General features: G+C 54.2%; 12 protein-coding genes. 6 read left to right on the forward strand and 6 right to left on the reverse strand.

All coding sequences use genetic code 11. The features are described from left to right. Positions 1 to 2: 2 nt before the first annotated feature. A complete protein-coding gene (entC, locus tag D9742_RS17170) occupies positions 3 to 1,178 on the reverse strand; it encodes an isochorismate synthase EntC (RefSeq protein ID WP_001382923.1) in 1,176 nt (391 codons plus the stop codon). Positions 1,179 to 1,477: 299 nt separating this feature from the next. Here entC and fepB point away from each other — a divergent pair, with 299 nt between their 5' ends. Next, the gene (gene fepB, locus D9742_RS17175) at positions 1,478 to 2,434 is read left to right on the forward strand and encodes a Fe2+-enterobactin ABC transporter substrate-binding protein (protein ID WP_130237679.1); all 957 of its coding nucleotides are present in this window, start codon (positions 1,478 to 1,480) and stop codon (positions 2,432 to 2,434) included. A 3-nt stretch (positions 2,435 to 2,437) separates the two neighbouring features. Here the strand turns inward: fepB and entS are convergent, their stop codons facing one another. Beyond that, entirely contained in the window at positions 2,438 to 3,688 is a 1,251-nt protein-coding gene (entS, locus tag D9742_RS17180) for an enterobactin transporter EntS (RefSeq protein ID WP_130237680.1), read from the reverse strand. A 110-nt stretch (positions 3,689 to 3,798) separates the two neighbouring features. On the opposite strand from entS, the gene fepD reads away from it, so the two are divergent. From fepD to fepC, 3 genes are read left to right on the forward strand one after another with little or no spacing between them, the layout of a single operon-like run. Further along, a complete protein-coding gene (gene fepD / locus D9742_RS17185) occupies positions 3,799 to 4,803 on the forward strand; it encodes a Fe(3+)-siderophore ABC transporter permease (RefSeq protein WP_001298899.1) in 1,005 nt (334 codons plus the stop codon). After that, positions 4,800 to 5,792: an iron-enterobactin ABC transporter permease gene (fepG, locus tag D9742_RS17190; RefSeq protein ID WP_000640988.1), complete on the forward strand. Its 993-nt coding sequence runs from the start codon at positions 4,800 to 4,802 to the stop codon at positions 5,790 to 5,792. Before fepD ends, fepG begins: the two co-directional genes overlap by 4 nt. Beyond that, complete coding sequence (gene fepC / locus D9742_RS17195; RefSeq protein WP_130237681.1) at positions 5,789 to 6,604, forward strand: iron-enterobactin ABC transporter ATP-binding protein; 816 nt, start codon at positions 5,789 to 5,791, stop codon at positions 6,602 to 6,604. The genes fepG and fepC overlap by 4 nt, the downstream gene beginning before the upstream one ends. Here the strand turns inward: fepC and wzz(fepE) are convergent. From wzz(fepE) to fes, 4 genes are all read right to left on the reverse strand, one after another. Beyond that, a complete protein-coding gene (gene wzz(fepE) / locus D9742_RS17200) occupies positions 6,601 to 7,740 on the reverse strand; it encodes an LPS O-antigen length regulator Wzz(fepE) (protein WP_130237682.1) in 1,140 nt (379 codons plus the stop codon). The genes fepC and wzz(fepE) overlap by 4 nt on opposite strands. A 216-nt stretch (positions 7,741 to 7,956) precedes the next feature. Continuing rightward, complete coding sequence (gene entF, locus D9742_RS17205) at positions 7,957 to 11,838, reverse strand: enterobactin non-ribosomal peptide synthetase EntF (protein ID WP_130237683.1); 3,882 nt, start codon at positions 11,836 to 11,838, stop codon at positions 7,957 to 7,959. Next, the gene (ybdZ, locus tag D9742_RS17210; RefSeq protein ID WP_130237684.1) at positions 11,835 to 12,053 is read right to left on the reverse strand and encodes an enterobactin biosynthesis protein YbdZ; all 219 of its coding nucleotides are present in this window, start codon (positions 12,051 to 12,053) and stop codon (positions 11,835 to 11,837) included. The genes entF and ybdZ overlap by 4 nt, the downstream gene beginning before the upstream one ends. Before the next feature lie 2 nt (positions 12,054 to 12,055). Continuing rightward, on the reverse strand, positions 12,056 to 13,258 hold the full coding sequence (gene fes, locus D9742_RS17215) for an enterochelin esterase (RefSeq protein WP_112844366.1): 1,203 nt from the start codon (positions 13,256 to 13,258) through the stop codon (positions 12,056 to 12,058). A 242-nt stretch (positions 13,259 to 13,500) separates the two neighbouring features. On the opposite strand from fes, the gene fepA reads away from it, so the two are divergent. Both fepA and entD read left to right on the forward strand, forming a co-directional pair. Continuing rightward, entirely contained in the window at positions 13,501 to 15,741 is a 2,241-nt protein-coding gene (gene fepA / locus D9742_RS17220) for a siderophore enterobactin receptor FepA (protein WP_130237685.1), read from the forward strand. Between the two features lie 173 nt (positions 15,742 to 15,914). After that, entirely contained in the window at positions 15,915 to 16,535 is a 621-nt protein-coding gene (gene entD, locus D9742_RS17225) for an enterobactin synthase subunit EntD (protein ID WP_130237686.1), read from the forward strand. Positions 16,536 to 16,641: the final 106 nt, after the last annotated feature.

Consider the following 16,641-nt stretch of genomic DNA (forward strand, 5'->3'; position numbering starts at 1 on the left):
CCTTAATGCAATCCAAAAACGTTCAACATGGTAGAAAGTTTGACGCCTGTTTCGCGCCACTCACCCAACGGTGACGACGCAGGCACAATCCCCGCTCCGGCAAACAGGCGCACCTGATTTTCCCGCAGCTTCGCGCAGCGGATGGTCACCACCCATTCGCCGTTACCTTCGCTGTCACACCAACCCACAATGCCGCCAAACAGTTCGCGGTCGAACGGCTCCAGTTCAGCAATAACCTGAGTCGCGGCCTGATGCGGGAAACCGCTCAGCGCGGGGGTCGGATGCAGCAGACAAGCCAGAGTCAGTGCGTTTTCTTGCGAATTCGCTTTACCTTCAAAGGGAGTTGCGAGATGCCACAGCGTCGGCGTGGTGATCAGTTGTGGGGAGGAGGGAACGTGTAACTCACTACTGCGTTCGCGCAGTACCTCTTTCATCGCCTGAGTCACCAGTTCATGTTCATGGCGATCTTTTTCTGACGCCAGCAGACGATTACCCGCTTCGCGATCGAGCACTTCATCCGGCTGACGACGCGCGGAACCGGCTAACGGAATGGAGCTAAAACGCTCGCCGTCTTTACGTAGCAGCAGTTCCGGGCTGGCCCCCAGCAGGACGCCACCATCAGCCAGCGGGACATGGAAGTTGTAACTAACCGGGTTTTGCGCAATCAACCGTTCCAGCAATACGCCACTATCAATGGCGGCGTCAGTGGTGATATCAATCAACCGTGACAACACCACTTTGTCGACCTGCGGCGTGGCGGTAAGTGCGGCAGCGCGAGCAACCATCTGTTCAAACGTGGTTTGTTCCGGAATTGCCTGGCGTTCCACCACATTCAGCAACTGGCTGCGGGTGAAACGGCGTGCGGAAGCTTGTTTTTCCTGACGGGAGAACGACTGCCAGGATTCAGGAATATACAGCGACGAAGGCTGACGTGGATCGAAGGGAATCGCCCCGACCATCACCGGATTTTTGATGCCCTGCGCTTTGGCATCGGCAAACAGCGCGGCGAGTTTTTGCTGGAAGGGACTGTCGGGCGAATCCCCATTCACAGCCGGTTCATCGAAGCGGGCGAAACATCCTGACGTCGTAAAACTGCGGTACGGCGACATAAAGAAAAAGCGATTGGGCGCAAGTGTTGCCATGGTCTGCTGTACTTCCTCAGCCAGTGACGTATCCATATCATCCTCCACAAAATGATAAAGGCTTTAATAATGATTATCATTTATATTTTCGGTCGCTAACCTAAAAGCAAACGCGCACTATGTCAACTCTTGAGGTAACGCAATCTGCAACTCGGGGTTGCATCTGGTTGTCGTTACAATGAAAATGAGAAGCATTATTGATGAATTTGGATAAGCGCAATGTGATGTCCTGCGCCGCTCTGCCCCCTCTCCCCAAAGGGGCGAGGGGACGGATGGTGCGCTTTGTCGAATTTGTCATTACTCCCTTAACCTTATGAATAACAGGAAGCTGATTTGTGAGACTCGCCCCGCTCTACCGTAACGCCCTTCTATTGGCAGGACTTTTGCTTTCAGGAATAGCCGCAGTTCAGGCTGCCGACTGGCCGCGTCAGATTACTGACAGCCGTGGCACTCATACCCTGGAAAGCCAGCCGCAGCGTATTGTTTCCACCAGCGTCACCCTGACCGGCTCACTGCTGGCGATTGATGCTCCGGTGATCGCCAGCGGCGCGACCACGCCGAATAACCGCGTAGCGGATGACCAGGGCTTTTTACGCCAGTGGAGCAAGGTGGCGAAAGAACGCAAACTACAACGGCTCTATATCGGCGAACCGAGCGCCGAAGCCGTTGCCGCGCAAATGCCGGATCTGATTTTAATTAGCGCAACCGGCGGGGATTCGGCGCTGGCGCTGTACGATCAGCTTTCCACCATCGCCCCGACATTAATCATCAATTACGACGACAAAAGCTGGCAGTCGCTGTTAACGCAGCTTGGCGAAATTACCGGGCATGAGAAACAAGCGGCAGAACGGATTGCACAGTTTGATAAGCAACTGGCGGCGGCGAAAGAGCAAATCAAATTACCGCCGCAGCCGGTCACTGCCATTGTCTATACCGCCGCTGCACACAGTGCCAATCTCTGGACGCCGGAATCAGCACAAGGGCAGATGCTGGAACAACTCGGCTTTACGCTGGCGAAGTTACCCGCAGGGTTAAATGCCAGCCAAAGCCAGGGTAAACGCCATGACATCATTCAGCTTGGTGGGGAAAATCTGGCTGCAGGGTTAAATGGCGAGTCGCTATTCCTGTTCGCCGGTGATCAGAAAGACGCCAATGCTATTTATGCCAATCCACTGCTCGCGCACCTGCCTGCAGTACAAAACAAGCAGGTTTATGCGCTGGGAACCGAGACGTTCCGTCTGGATTACTACAGCGCCATGCAAGTGCTGGAACGGCTTAAGGCGCTGTTTTAAGCATTAACTATCGGACGCTGTCACCTGCGGCGGCGTCTGGCGAAAACGTCGCAACTCCACCAGCACCAGCAATAACAACACGCCGATAATCAACAAACCAAAACCGCTCGCGCTTGCGGAAGCCACCGGTGTCATCATCGCTCCCAAACCGCCCAGCAGCGCCGCGCCTATGGCATCGCCCGTCACGTTTTGCGCCGTCCACAAACCGTTAATCCGCCCTAACATCGCTTCAGGCGTTTGCGTTTGCAGCATTGTGTATTGCAGCAACGAACTGACCGCGCTCAGCCAGCCGAACAGCGCCAGACAAACCACGCCTAAAATCCACATCGGCATCAGGCCAAACAGACCAATGGCGAGGAACGATCCTAGCGTGGAGAGCAGCATCAATAACCCTGGTCGCGCGCTATGTGCCAGCTTCCCGCTGGTTAACGCGCCAATAGCCGCGCCGAGCGGGATCGCCGCATAGAGAAAACCAATCTGTGCCGCCGACATCTGCCAGTTGTCAGCCAGCGCCGGATACAGTACCCGCACCGCGCTCGCCATCGTCAATAACCCCCCCAGCAGCGCAATCCCTCCCACCAGCGGGCTGGCGAGTAGAAAACGAAATCCTGCCAGTAATGATTTCAACGGATGCTCACGCGGCTGCGGTGGCGGTGGCAGTGCCGGAAGGCTTAACAACGGTAGCAAGGTAATAAACGTGCCCGCCGCCGCCAGTCCGTAGTTCCAGGCCACACCGCCAGTCGCCAGCAGTAAACCGCCAATCATGGGCGAAATCACCGACCCCAGACGCACGGTCAACATGGTGATCGCCCCGGCCTGCATTAAGTTTTCACGCCCTACCAGTGCAGGTGTCGCCGCCAGTAGCGCCGTAACGCCAAGTGATGCGAAAAAACCATCCCATGAACCAAGTAAATAGATTGCCAGCAATGACGGCTCCGGCAGCAGCGCGTTCAGGCACAGTCCAATGAAGCCAATGCCACAGGTGCCGCGCGCCAGCAAAATCACTTTTTTGCGCTCATAGCGATCCGCCAGCACACCGCCGACCATCAGGCCAACAAACATCGCGCCGCCGGTCAGCGTCACCGAAAGCCCCACCTGCCAGGTGGAATGTGTCATCATCTGGATCTGCACGGGCACCGCGACGCCGAGCAACCCCAGAGACACAATTGAGATAAAACGAGCGAGGAATACTGCGCGAAACGCCGGGTGCGTTTTCAACAGGCTGAGGTTAAGCAGCCAGGATTGTTTATTCATTACAATGCCTTGCCATCAAATATTTTAAATACCTATTCTTAGGCTGCACATGCTAACATATCCAAATAAGATCGATAACGATAATTAATTTCATTATCATGGAAGTTCGTATGTCTGGTTCTGTTGCCGTGACACGCGCCATTGCCGTGCCCGGATTGCTGTTATTACTGATTATCGCGACGGCATTAAGTCTGCTCATTGGGGCAAAATCACTCCCCGCTTCCGTAGTGCTGGAGGCCTTCTCCGGCACCTGCCAGAGCGCCGACTGCACCATCGTGCTCGACGCGCGGCTGCCGCGTACCCTTGCCGGTTTACTGGCAGGCGGCGCGCTTGGCCTTGCCGGGGCGTTAATGCAAACCCTCACCCGTAACCCACTTGCCGACCCCGGCTTGCTTGGCGTGAACGCCGGAGCCAGCTTTGCCATTGTGCTGGGTGCGGCGCTGTTTGGTTACTCTTCCGCACAGGAACAACTGGCGATGGCCTTCGCCGGGGCGCTGGTGGCCTCGTTGATTGTTGCCTTTACCGGCAGCCAGGGCGGCGGGCAGTTAAGTCCGGTGCGTTTAACCCTGGCGGGCGTAGCGCTGGCGGCGGTGCTTGAAGGGCTGACCAGCGGCATAGCCCTGCTCAACCCTGACGTCTATGATCAACTGCGTTTCTGGCAAGCCGGTTCGCTGGATATTCGCAATCTACATACCTTAAAGGTGGTGCTGATCCCGGTGCTGATCGCCGGAGCAACTGCGCTATTACTGAGTCGCGCGCTGAACAGTTTGAGCCTCGGCAGTGACACCGCGACGGCGCTGGGTAGTCGCGTGGCACGGACGCAGTTAATTGGCCTGCTGGCGATTACCGTGCTTTGTGGTAGTGCGACGGCGGTAGTTGGCCCGATTGCCTTTATTGGCCTGATGATGCCGCATATGGCGCGCTGGCTGGTGGGTGCCGATCATCGCTGGTCACTGCCCGTCACGCTACTTGCTACCCCTGCCCTGCTGCTGTTTGCCGATATCATCGGGCGGGTGATTGTGCCCGGCGAACTGCGCGTTTCTGTGGTCAGTGCGTTTATTGGTGCACCGGTGCTGATCTTCCTCGTGCGACGTAAAACGCGAGGTGGTGCATGATTTACGTCTCTCGCCGATTACTCATCACCTGTTTGCTGCTGGTTTCCGCCTGTGTGGTTGCAGGTATCTGGGGATTACGCAGCGGTGCCGTCACGCTGGAAACCTCGCAGGTATTCGCCGCGCTGATGGGCGATGCGCCGCGCAGTATGACGATGGTGGTCACCGAATGGCGTTTACCACGCGTGCTGATGGCGCTGTTGATTGGCGCAGCACTGGGCGTCAGTGGCGCGATTTTTCAGTCGCTGATGCGTAACCCGCTCGGCAGCCCTGACGTAATGGGCTTTAACACCGGGGCGTGGAGCGGCGTGCTGGTGGCGATGGTGCTGTTTGGTCAGGACCTGACGGCTATCGCGCTGTCAGCAATGGTGGGCGGCATTGTCACTTCGCTGTTGGTCTGGCTGCTCGCCTGGCGTAACGGTATCGACACCTTTCGGTTGATTATTATCGGCATCGGCGTTCGCGCCATGCTGGTGGCCTTTAATACCTGGCTGCTGCTGAAAGCGTCTTTAGAAACGGCGCTAACAGCAGGTTTGTGGAATGCCGGATCGCTCAATGGCCTGACGTGGGCAAAAACCTCGCCCTCCGCACCCATCATTATATTGATGCTCATTGCCGCCGCCTTGCTGGTGCGGCGAATGCGCTTGCTGGAAATGGGCGATGATACCGCGTGTGCGCTGGGCGTCAGCGTCGAACGTTCGCGTCTGTTAATGATGCTGGTTGCAGTGGTGCTTACCGCTGCGGCAACGGCGCTTGCCGGGCCGATTTCCTTTATTGCTTTAGTCGCGCCGCACATTGCCCGACGCATTAGCGGCACCGCTCGCTGGGGGCTGACCCAGGCGGCGCTGTGCGGGGCGCTGTTACTGCTGGCGGCCGATCTCTGCGCCCAACAACTGTTTATGCCGTATCAACTTCCGGTTGGCGTCGTTACCGTCAGCCTCGGCGGTATTTACCTTATCGTCTTGTTAATTCAGGAGTCTCGCAAAAAATGACCGAATCAGTAGCCCGTTTGCGCGGCGAACAGTTAACCCTGGGATATGGCAAATATACCGTTGCGGAAAATCTGACTGTAGAAATACCTGATGGTCACTTCACGGCAATTATCGGGCCAAATGGCTGCGGTAAATCCACGTTACTGCGTACCTTAAGCCGCCTGATGACGCCTGCTCATGGGCATGTCTGGCTGGATGGCGAGCACATTCAACATTACGCCAGTAAAGAAGTTGCCCGGCGGATTGGTCTGTTGGCGCAAAATGCCACCACGCCGGGAGATATCACCGTGCAGGAGCTGGTGGCGCGTGGACGTTACCCGCATCAACCGCTGTTTACCCGCTGGCGCAAAGAGGATGAAGAAGCGGTAACGAAAGCGATGCAGGCCACGGGAATAACTCATCTGGCAGATCAAAGCGTGGATACCCTTTCCGGTGGGCAACGCCAGCGAGCGTGGATCGCGATGGTGCTGGCCCAGGAAACGGCAATTATGCTGCTCGACGAACCAACGACCTGGCTGGATATCAGTTATCAGATTGATTTACTGGAGTTGTTAAGCGAGCTGAACCGAGAGAAAGGCTATACCCTGGCGGCGGTGCTGCACGATCTTAACCAGGCCTGCCGTTACGCCAGCCATTTGATTGCTTTGCGGGAAGGGAAAATTGTTGCTCAGGGAGCGCCGAAAGAGATTGTCACGGCTGAACTGATCGAGCGCATTTATGGTCTGCGCTGCATGATTATTGACGATCCGGTGGCCGGAACGCCGCTCGTGGTGCCGCTCGGACGAACGGCACCTTCAACCGCGAAAATTTAAACTAATCGACCGTCCATCTCGATCATGGCATCCCGTTTTCTGGATGCCATCGCATAATGTAAAAGCACGCCACCGCAAGCAACTATGCCACCCATTAAGGCTGAAAGAATCACGATAATCGCCTTACCCGGACCATCCTTTTTAACCGGTAATGACGGGCTTAATTGATATTTAAACGGAGTAAATTTAATGTCATCGATATTTGCTTTTGTTAATTGCTCAACAAGATATTGACGATTACGTAACTCACCATTCAATTCCGCAACATCCGTGACTGACTTTTCAATCTCCAGCTTACGTGCTATACCGTCAGCACCGAGCGAAATAGAAAAATCAGGGTCATCTTTAACGGCCTGACCATTACTGTAAACGGGCTTTTTAATTCCTGCCGCGTTGGCAATGTCGAGTGAATAATTGAGGCGCTGAATGTTTGCATCAAGTTGATTTTTCATTTTAATGCGGTCCTGAGCCAGTTTTTCTTTTTCAAACTGGGTTTTAAGTTCCAGTTTATTGCGCACATTTTCTATCAACTCGTTCACCACCAGAGCAGAGATGTAATTGATATATCCTGCCAATACTGTCTGCGCCTCTTCACGGGTTGGTGCGGTGAAACTTAACGTCCAGGATGTATATAACGCGGACTGCTCATTTTTCTTACTGGCGTTGTCATCAACCGCTTTCATCTTCTCGCTCAATGTGACAATAGCCCGATGCAACTCCTGTTCATCAATTTTCGCCTCTTTTAATTGGTCCATGACATACGGTGTTGAACGAAGATAATCTTCCAACAAACTGATGGACTGAAACTTCTTGATAAACAGGTTAAATGCTTCTGTACGATCAATTTTGATATCCAGATCGAGTATACGAAGGTTAGTGAATGTTTTCTCCAGGTCTTGCCATTGCACTGGTTCTGCCGGCGTGACAACCGCCGCGCTGGTCCATTTTTGCGGTAAGAGGAATGACGCCAGCAACCCGATGCAGGCAAAGGCAAAAACAACAGCCATAATCTGTTTTTTTGCGTGCCATAAAACCTCGATAAGATTAAGTAAATCAATTTCATTATTACCAACTGGCGGCAGATGATAATCGGGAAAATGCGAGTCGCTTTCCTGCTTAATATTCAGTGTTGACATACGGTATAACCTGAAAATGAGTCCAATGAGGGTAAATCTCCACGACGCACACTTTACCAGTTGGTGAGAATTATCCGAAGCTGAACTTTGTAAATTCCACGCAGCAAACGCAATGTTTGGCACATTTTCAGACAAACCTCTCAGGAAATATTAATACGGTAAATAACAAAATCCATAATTATTTATAGTAATTATGGATTTGTATTTAAGATAAAGTTATTTATTTAGTGCTGCTTGAATAATTGGTCCAATTTTTTCAAATGCTATTGGAGAAATAATATCCACATGCGCACAATCCTGACGATAAATATCCAGCTCGGCAATCCACGGCGACCAGGCGCGTTCGGGACTCATACCTTCCTGAAGTGTACGTTCTGCAACAAACAGCGTGGCTTTACCATCAAACGTTTCACTATGGGCGGTGGTCAATAGCCGCACTGCATCGGCATAATTGCCTTCAATGGTGGTAAATAGCTCCGTTGAAGTACTTCCCTGCTGGGCCGCCAGGAAGGCTTCGCGCTCGCGGTTAATCTCCGCCAGCACTTCCGGATCCAGGCCATTGGCCTCTATCTCCTGCCAGTTTTGCGTTTCTGGCGGCCAGGTATCCAGCAAGCCAAGAAATGCCACCTGTTCGCCACGGGCACGCAGCCGCGCCGCAATGCCCTGCGCCAGCGTACCGCCCAGCGAATAACCCAGCAGGTAATAAGGGCCGTGCGGTTGTTGCTCAAGTAACGTTGCCAGATGCGCTTCGCAGACTTCATCCAGGTTCGTCGCTGTCTGCATGGGGCCATGAGGGCGCGGCGACTGAATGCCGATAATCGACCATTGTGGATCGAGATAACGCGAGAGCACGCTAAACTGCCAGGCAAAACCGGATGCCGGATGGAAACAAAACAGCGTCGGGCCATTACCTTCACGCAACGGCAGAAGGGTTTCGAATCCCATGCGCCGGGAGCTGTCCTCTTCACCATCAATAATCGTTGCCAGTTTGGCGACGGTTGACGCGACCATCACCTGCCCCGGCGTCACCTGACGGGCAAACTGCCGACTTAACTGCGCTGCCAGTTTCATTGCCAGTAGCGAATGACCGCCAAGCGCGAAGAAATCAGCATCGGCATCCTGCACGTCACAACCCAGCAACGACGCGAATGCCGCAGCGATAATCGTTTCACTGCCCGCTTTCGGCGCACGCCCCGGCGTTTGTGCCTTAAGTTCAGGCAACGGTAAGGCTTTGCGATCCAGCTTGCCGTTGGCGCTAAGAGGTAACTGTGGAAGTTGCAGCAGAACGACCGGCACCATATGCGGCGGCAATGTTTCGCGAAGCTGTGCCTGTAATGCGCTGGTATCCAACGGCAGACCTGATTGCGACACCAGATAGCCCACCAACTGACGCGCATCACCACCGGTGGCTGCCGCCTGGTTAATCACACAGGCGTGGGTAACGGCTTGTTCGACATCCGGCAGCGCCTGCATCACGCGATCGATTTCGCCCAGTTCGATACGCTGCCCGCGAATTTTTAGCTGATCGTCACTGCGCCCGAGGTACTCCACCGCGCCGTTATCCAGCCAGCGGGCAACGTCTCCGGTACGGTACATCCGTTCACCTGGGACAAAAGGATCGGCAATAAAGCGGCTGGCGGTCAGATCGGGGCGTCCAAGATAGCCCTGTGCCAGTTGAATGCCAGTGAGATAGAGATCTCCCGCCACACCCGGCGGCACCGGATGCATCATCGCATCAAGAATACGCAGGCCCGTATTCCACACCGGATAACCAATCGGCACGCTGCTGCCGCGCACCTCTGACAGTTCCTCGCCAAAAGCCGGATACCAGCTCACATCCACCGCCGCTTCCGTTGGGCCATACAGATTATGTAACGGCGCGCCGGTTAACTGTTGCCATTCGCGGCATAAATCAGCCGGTAAGGCTTCACCACTACAGAAAACCTGTTTCAAGGTCGCGCAACTCTGGCGAGCGGTTTCCGGAGTCAGCGATGCAACAAATGCCGCCAGCATCGACGGCACAAAGTGCGTGGTCGTTACGCCATATTCGGCAAAGAATTGCTGCATAGCGAGCGGGTCACGGTGCGCTTCCGGTTCAGCCATCACCAGTTTTGCCCCTGCGATAAACGGCCAGAAAAACTCCCACACCGAGACGTCAAAACTGCACGGCGTTTTTTGGGCAACGACATCTTCGCCTGTAAGCGGGTAGTGATTTTGCATCCATAACAGGCGGTTGACGATAGCCGTCTGCCCGACCATTACCCCTTTCGGCCTGCCGGTGGAACCGGAGGTAAAGATGATATAAGCCGTGTGGTGCGGTTGTGAAAGTTGCAGCGGCGCACTGCCCTGCGGTGTAAGCGGGGTGTTATAGCAAAGGCTGGTTAAATCTGGAACATCGGCAAAGCGCGGCAGTTGATCGTCGGTGGTGATTAACAGCGACGGACGCGCATCTTCCAGCATCATTTTCAGGCGATCGTCCGGATAGCCGGTATCCAGCGGTAACCAGGCCGCACCAGCTTCAACTATCGCATGTAGCGCCAGAGTCAAAAAGACCGAGCGCGGTAGCGCCACCGCCACGCTGTCGCCAGGTTTAACGCCGCGCTCACGCAGCAGATTCGCCAGCGCCACCACCTGCTCGCGCATTTCCCGATAGCTGAACTGGTAACGCGCATCTGCCAGCGCCGGAGCATCCGGTGTTTTTGCCGCTTGTTCTACCACCAGCGCGCTAAGCGTGGTTTCTGGAATCTCAACCTGAGTGGCGTTGATCTGCGCCAGCTGCGCATATTCACCTGGCAGCATAATATCGACATCGCCACACAACAGCGCCGGATCCGTGGCGAATTGGGCGATCAGCATTTTCAGGCGTTCAGCATGCTGGATTAACGTTGGCTCATCGTAACGCTGTTTATTGGCGAGGATCTCAATACTCAAATCACCATGTTCATCCGGGAACAGGGCCAGTTCAAGGTCATTAACCGGACCGGTTGCCAGGGTATGGGTTTGCGCCTGAACACCAGGAATATCCAGTTGGTAATCAAATACCTTGATATTGAGTACCGGACCAAACAGCGGTTCATCACCTGCCGCTCGCCCGCTGTCACGGACAATTTGTTCGGCATCGTAACGTTGATGACGACGAATTTTTTTCAGTTGTGCTGCCAGTCGGGTTGCCAGTTCCGGCAGCGTTTCCTGTGCCGCAATGTGAATACCCAACGGCAAAACGTTGAGCACGGGTCCGGTAGCCGTCAGCGCCGCCGAGCCCAGTCGACGCATAAAGATAAATCCGGCGGCGTAGTCCATGCGATTGCACAATCGCCCCAGCCACAAGGCTGCCAGCGCAAGGGCTAAATCGGTACGCTGCATACCTGAAAGTTGCGTAGCCAGCTGGCGGAATTCCCCGTCGGTAAATTCCAGTTTCAGGCGCAGAATATCTGCCGAAGCGCTGCGCCCCGGTAAAGGTGCCGGAGAAAGTGACACGGGCGGTGGCAGTTGACGACGCTGTTCCGCCCAGAATGCTGCATCACGCTGCCGGGCTTCGCTTTCGCGGTATTGCTGGTACTCTTCTACCACATCAGCGAAAGGAGTAAACGGCGAAGCAGGCGTTGGCTCACCACGCAGCAATGCGCAGTAAATGTTGGCGATCTGGCGGGTAATGGCCGGGAAACTGAAGCCATCGACCAGCAAATGGTGATAACGCTGATACCAGTACCAGCGGTTATCTGCCACCTGTATCAGCTGGTGAAAGACCAGTGGTTTACCACTATCGACGCGCAGATCTTGTTGCAAATCCGCCTGCATTAATGCCCGCGCAGTACCGTGCGGATCAATGTTGGTTCGCAGGTCGATAATTTCTGGCAGTTCGAACGTCAGCGCATCATCGACCCACTGCCAGACTTCGCCGTTATCTTCCGTAAAACGCATCCGCAGCGTATCTGCTTGCGCTAATCCGGCAACCACCGCGCGGGCCAGTAATGGCGCATCAACCTCTCCAGTTAACTCAACGTAATGCGCCACGCTCCAGGCGGAGGGCAAATCTGACAGTTTTTCTGCCATCCAGATGCCGGGCTGTGCAGCGACCAAAGGTAAATGCTGGCTCATTGCACCTCCTGCAACTGGGTGAAATTCGTCGGTGTCAGAGTACGCCAGTGGGCTTCCAGCCACTGCTGGCAGGACTCTTGTGACTGCGGCTGACATACAATGTCCCAGCCTGCCGGTAAGAGGCATTGTTGCGGCCACAGACTGAATTGCCCCTGCGCATTGCGCAAAATGTAAAACGCTCCCTGTGGATCATCGAAGGGATTACTGAATGCCATATTCAACTCCTGTCATGGAAAAGTGGTTGCCAGAGGTCGATTAGCCCCTGCATCAAGCCACCGCGCCAACAAAGCGCATCATGTCCGCCGTCAACCTGACGCCAGAAAATGGATTCTTTTATGGGGTGTAATTGCGCATACAGCGCCTGATTGGCCCGCATGATCATCGGCTCGCGAATACCCGCTTCCAGCACAATGCGCAGACCTTCGGCGCTAACTTCACCAGCTTTTAGCTTTTCAAGTAACACGCCCTCTTGCTGCCCGCCCCGATGCGGCCACCAATACGACCCTGACTGGCTTAATACACAGCCAAAGCGTTCAGGCCAGTGCAGTCCGGCATACAGCGCGGAAAGCCCACCAAAACTCTGCCCGGCAACCACGGTGCGATCGGCGCGATCGCTAAAAGGGGCAATAGCTTTTACCAGGGGTAATAACTCTTGCTGTACGGCCAGCCAGAAATCCGCATTACACGGCAGTTCGTGGGCGCGGTGCGTGGTGTCGATAGCGTCGATCAACACATACACGGCGGGAGGAAGTTGCTGACGATGGGTCAGCGAAGTCAGCACAGGCCAGACGGGCATACTTTGCGCCCAAAATTCGCCATCGAGCAAAACTGCCAGCGGGCGTTCTTCTGCTGTTACATCGCCGGTGGTAAAAATCCATACACGACGTGAATTTTTCAACCGTTCACTTTTCCAGATAATTTCTTTGGCTGGTATTTCTGGCGCTTGCGGACAATCCCATCCCGGTTGCAGAGGCGCTTGCGGCATTTCGAGTGCAGAAACAGCGTGCCCTCGCCCGCCTTTCCAGCTTTGTGGATTCAGCGGATCGGCTATTGCCTGGGGTAATAGTTTTCGCCAGCCTTCACGTAATTCGAGGCGATCGGGGGATGGTGCAGAAAAAATGTCATCGCGTTCGGTGGGAATAAAACAGTAGCTGCCGCGCCAGTTGGCATTGAGTTGTGTCGTCCACTGCCAGACGTTGGTACCTGCAATTCGCTGCATCGACTGGGGCTGGCTGTTCTGATGGTGATCGGTCACGCCAGTGATGTAGACCCATACGCGCTTTATCGTCGAGTATTCTTCAGAACCTTGTGGATCACGCCACCAGAAAGTGACCTCAAACATTTTGTCATTCAGACGCTGCCATTCCGGGCCATGTTTCGACTGCCACCAGCTCTCACTTCCTACTTTTAACGCCGTCACACCATAACCCCATGTTTACTGTGCAATTTTTCATTGATTGCAGAAATATATTGATAATATTATTGATAACTATTTGCATTTGCAATAGCGTAATGGCGCGCCGTGGGAAGCGCGGACATTTATTAACCAACTGCACTGCGTGTCTTTCAGGATCAAAGGCTTTCGCGGTAGCGGGCAACGTCATGCTGATGACGACTACGCCCGACAGTTGCAATTCGTGGCAAAAATGCAGGAATAAAACAATGAACAAGAAGATTCATTCCCTGGCCTTGTTGGTCAATCTGGGGATTTATGGGGTAGCGCAGGCACAAGAGCCGACCGATACTCCTGTTTCACATGACGATACTATTGTCGTTACCGCCGCCGAGCAGAACTTGCAGGCGCCTGGCGTTTCGACCATCACCGCAGATGAAATCCGCAAAAACCCCGTTGCCCGCGATGTGTCGGAGATTATCCGTACCATGCCAGGCGTTAACCTGACCGGCAACTCCACCAGTGGTCAGCGAGGGAATAACCGCCAGATTGATATTCGCGGCATGGGGCCGGAAAACACGCTGATTTTAATTGACGGCAAGCCGGTCAGCAGCCGTAACTCGGTGCGTCAGGGCTGGCGTGGCGAGCGCGATACCCGTGGTGATACTTCTTGGGTGCCACCTGAAATGATTGAACGTATTGAAGTTCTGCGAGGTCCGGCAGCTGCGCGTTATGGCAATGGCGCGGCGGGCGGCGTGGTTAACATCATCACCAAAAAAGGCAGCGGCGAATGGCACGGCTCCTGGGACGCTTATTTCAATGCGCCAGAACATAAAGAGGAAGGTGCTACCAAACGCACCAACTTCAGCCTGACCGGTCCGCTGGGCGACGAATTCAGCTTCCGCTTGTATGGCAACCTCGACAAAACCCAGGCTGACGCGTGGGATATTAACCAGGGGCATCAGTCTGCACGTGCCGGTACATATGCGGATACGCTGCCAGCCGGGCGCGAGGGGGTAATCAACAAGGATATTAATGGCGTAGTTCGCTGGGATTTCGCTCCTCTGCAATCACTTGAACTGGAAGCGGGCTACAGCCGCCAGGGTAACCTGTATGCGGGCGATACCCAGAACACCAACTCTGACTCCTATACTCGCTCGAAATATGGCGATGAAACCAACCGCCTGTATCGCCAGAACTACTCGCTGACCTGGAACGGTGGCTGGGATAACGGCGTGACCACCAGCAACTGGGTGCAGTACGAACACACCCGTAACTCGCGTATTCCGGAAGGTCTGGCGGGCGGTACCGAAGGGAAATTTAACGAAAAAGCGACACAGGATTTCGTCGATATCGATCTTGATGACGTGATGCTGCACAGCGAAGTTAACCTGCCGATTGATTTCCTCGTTAACCAAACGCTGACGCTGGGGACTGAGTGGAATCAGCAGCGGATGAAGGACTTAAGTTCCAACACCCAGGCGCTGACCGGGACGAACACTGGCGGTGCTATTGATGGTGTGAGTGCCACCGACCGTAGCCCGTATTCAAAAGCAGAAATTTTCTCGCTGTTTGCCGAAAACAATATGGAGCTGACTGACAGCACCATCGTAACGCCGGGGCTGCGTTTCGATCATCACAGTATTGTCGGCAATAACTGGAGCCCGGCGCTGAACATATCGCAAGGTTTAGGCGATGACTTCACGCTGAAAATGGGCATTGCCCGCGCCTATAAAGCGCCGAGCCTGTACCAGACTAACCCGAACTACATTCTCTACAGTAAAGGTCAGGGCTGCTATGCCAGCGCGGGCGGCTGCTATCTGCAGGGTAATGATGACCTGAAAGCGGAAACCAGCATCAACAAAGAAATTGGTCTGGAGTTCAAACGCGATGGCTGGCTGGCGGGTGTGACCTGGTTCCGCAACGATTATCGCAATAAGATTGAAGCGGGCTATGTGGCTGTAGGACAAAACGCAGCCGGCACCGATCTCTATCAGTGGGATAACGTGCCGAAAGCGGTGGTTGAAGGTCTGGAAGGATCGTTAAACGTACCGGTTAGTGAAACGGTGATGTGGACCAATAACATCACTTATATGCTGAAGAGTGAAAACAAAACCACGGGAGACCGTTTGTCGATCATCCCGGAGTATACGTTGAACTCAACGCTGAGCTGGCAGGCACGGGAAGATTTGTCGATGCAAACGACCTTCACCTGGTACGGCAAACAGCAGCCGAAGAAATACAACTATAAAGGTCAGCCAGCGGTTGGCCCGGAAACCAAAGAAATCAGTCCGTACAGCATTGTGGGTCTGAGCGCGACCTGGGATGTGACCAGGAACGTAAGTCTGACTGGCGGCGTGGACAACCTGTTCGACAAACGTTTGTGGCGTGCGGGTAATGCCCAGACCACGGGCGATCTGGCAGGAGCCAACTATATCGCGGGTGCCGGGGCGTATACCTATAACGAGCCGGGACGTACGTGGTATATGAGCATTAATACTCACTTCTGATGCTAACGTCAGATTGTTGACAAAGTGCGCGTCGTTCATGCCGGATGCGGCGTGAACGCCTTATCCGGCCTACAAAATCTTGCCAATTCAATATATTGCAGGGCCACGTAGGCCTGATAAGCGTAGCGCATCAGGCAGTTTTGCGTTTGTCATCAGTCTCTAATATGGTCGATATGAAAACTACGCATACCGCCCTCCCCTTTGCCGGACATACGCTGCATTTTGTTGAGTTTGATCCGGCGAGTTTTCACGAGCAGGATTTACTCTGGCTGCCGCACTACGCACAACTGCAACATGCTGGACGTAAACGTAAAACCGAGCATCTAGCCGGACGGATCGCTGCTGTTTATGCCTTGCGGGAATATGGCTATAAATGTGTGCCCGCAATCGGCGAGCTACGCCAACCGGTGTGGCCTGCGGAGGTATACGGCAGTATTAGCCACTGCGGGGCTACGGCATTGGCCGTGGTTTCCCGTCAACCGATTGGCGTTGATATCGAAGAAATTTTTTCTGCGCAAACAGCGACCGAATTGACAGACAACATTATTACACCAGCAGAACACGAGCGACTCGCAGACTGCGGTTTAGCCTTTTCTCTGGCGCTGACACTGGCATTTTCCGCCAAAGAGAGCGCATTTAAGGCAAGTGAGATCCAAACTGATGCAGGTTTTCTGGACTATCAGATAATTAGCTGGAATAAACAGCAGGTCATCATTCATCGTGAGAATGAGATGTTTGCTGTGCACTGGCAGATAAAAGAAAAAATAGTCATAACTCTGTGCCAACACGATTAATTGACAACATCTGGTACGATTCGCCCGCAGCCATCACTGACTGCGGGCGAAAGTGTAAAGCAGGTGCCTTACCACTCTGACCTGACAACCGGATATGCGGGGATTG

This window comes from Escherichia sp. E1V33 (assembly GCF_004211955.1).
Taxonomy (GTDB): Bacteria; Pseudomonadota; Gammaproteobacteria; order Enterobacterales; family Enterobacteriaceae; genus Escherichia.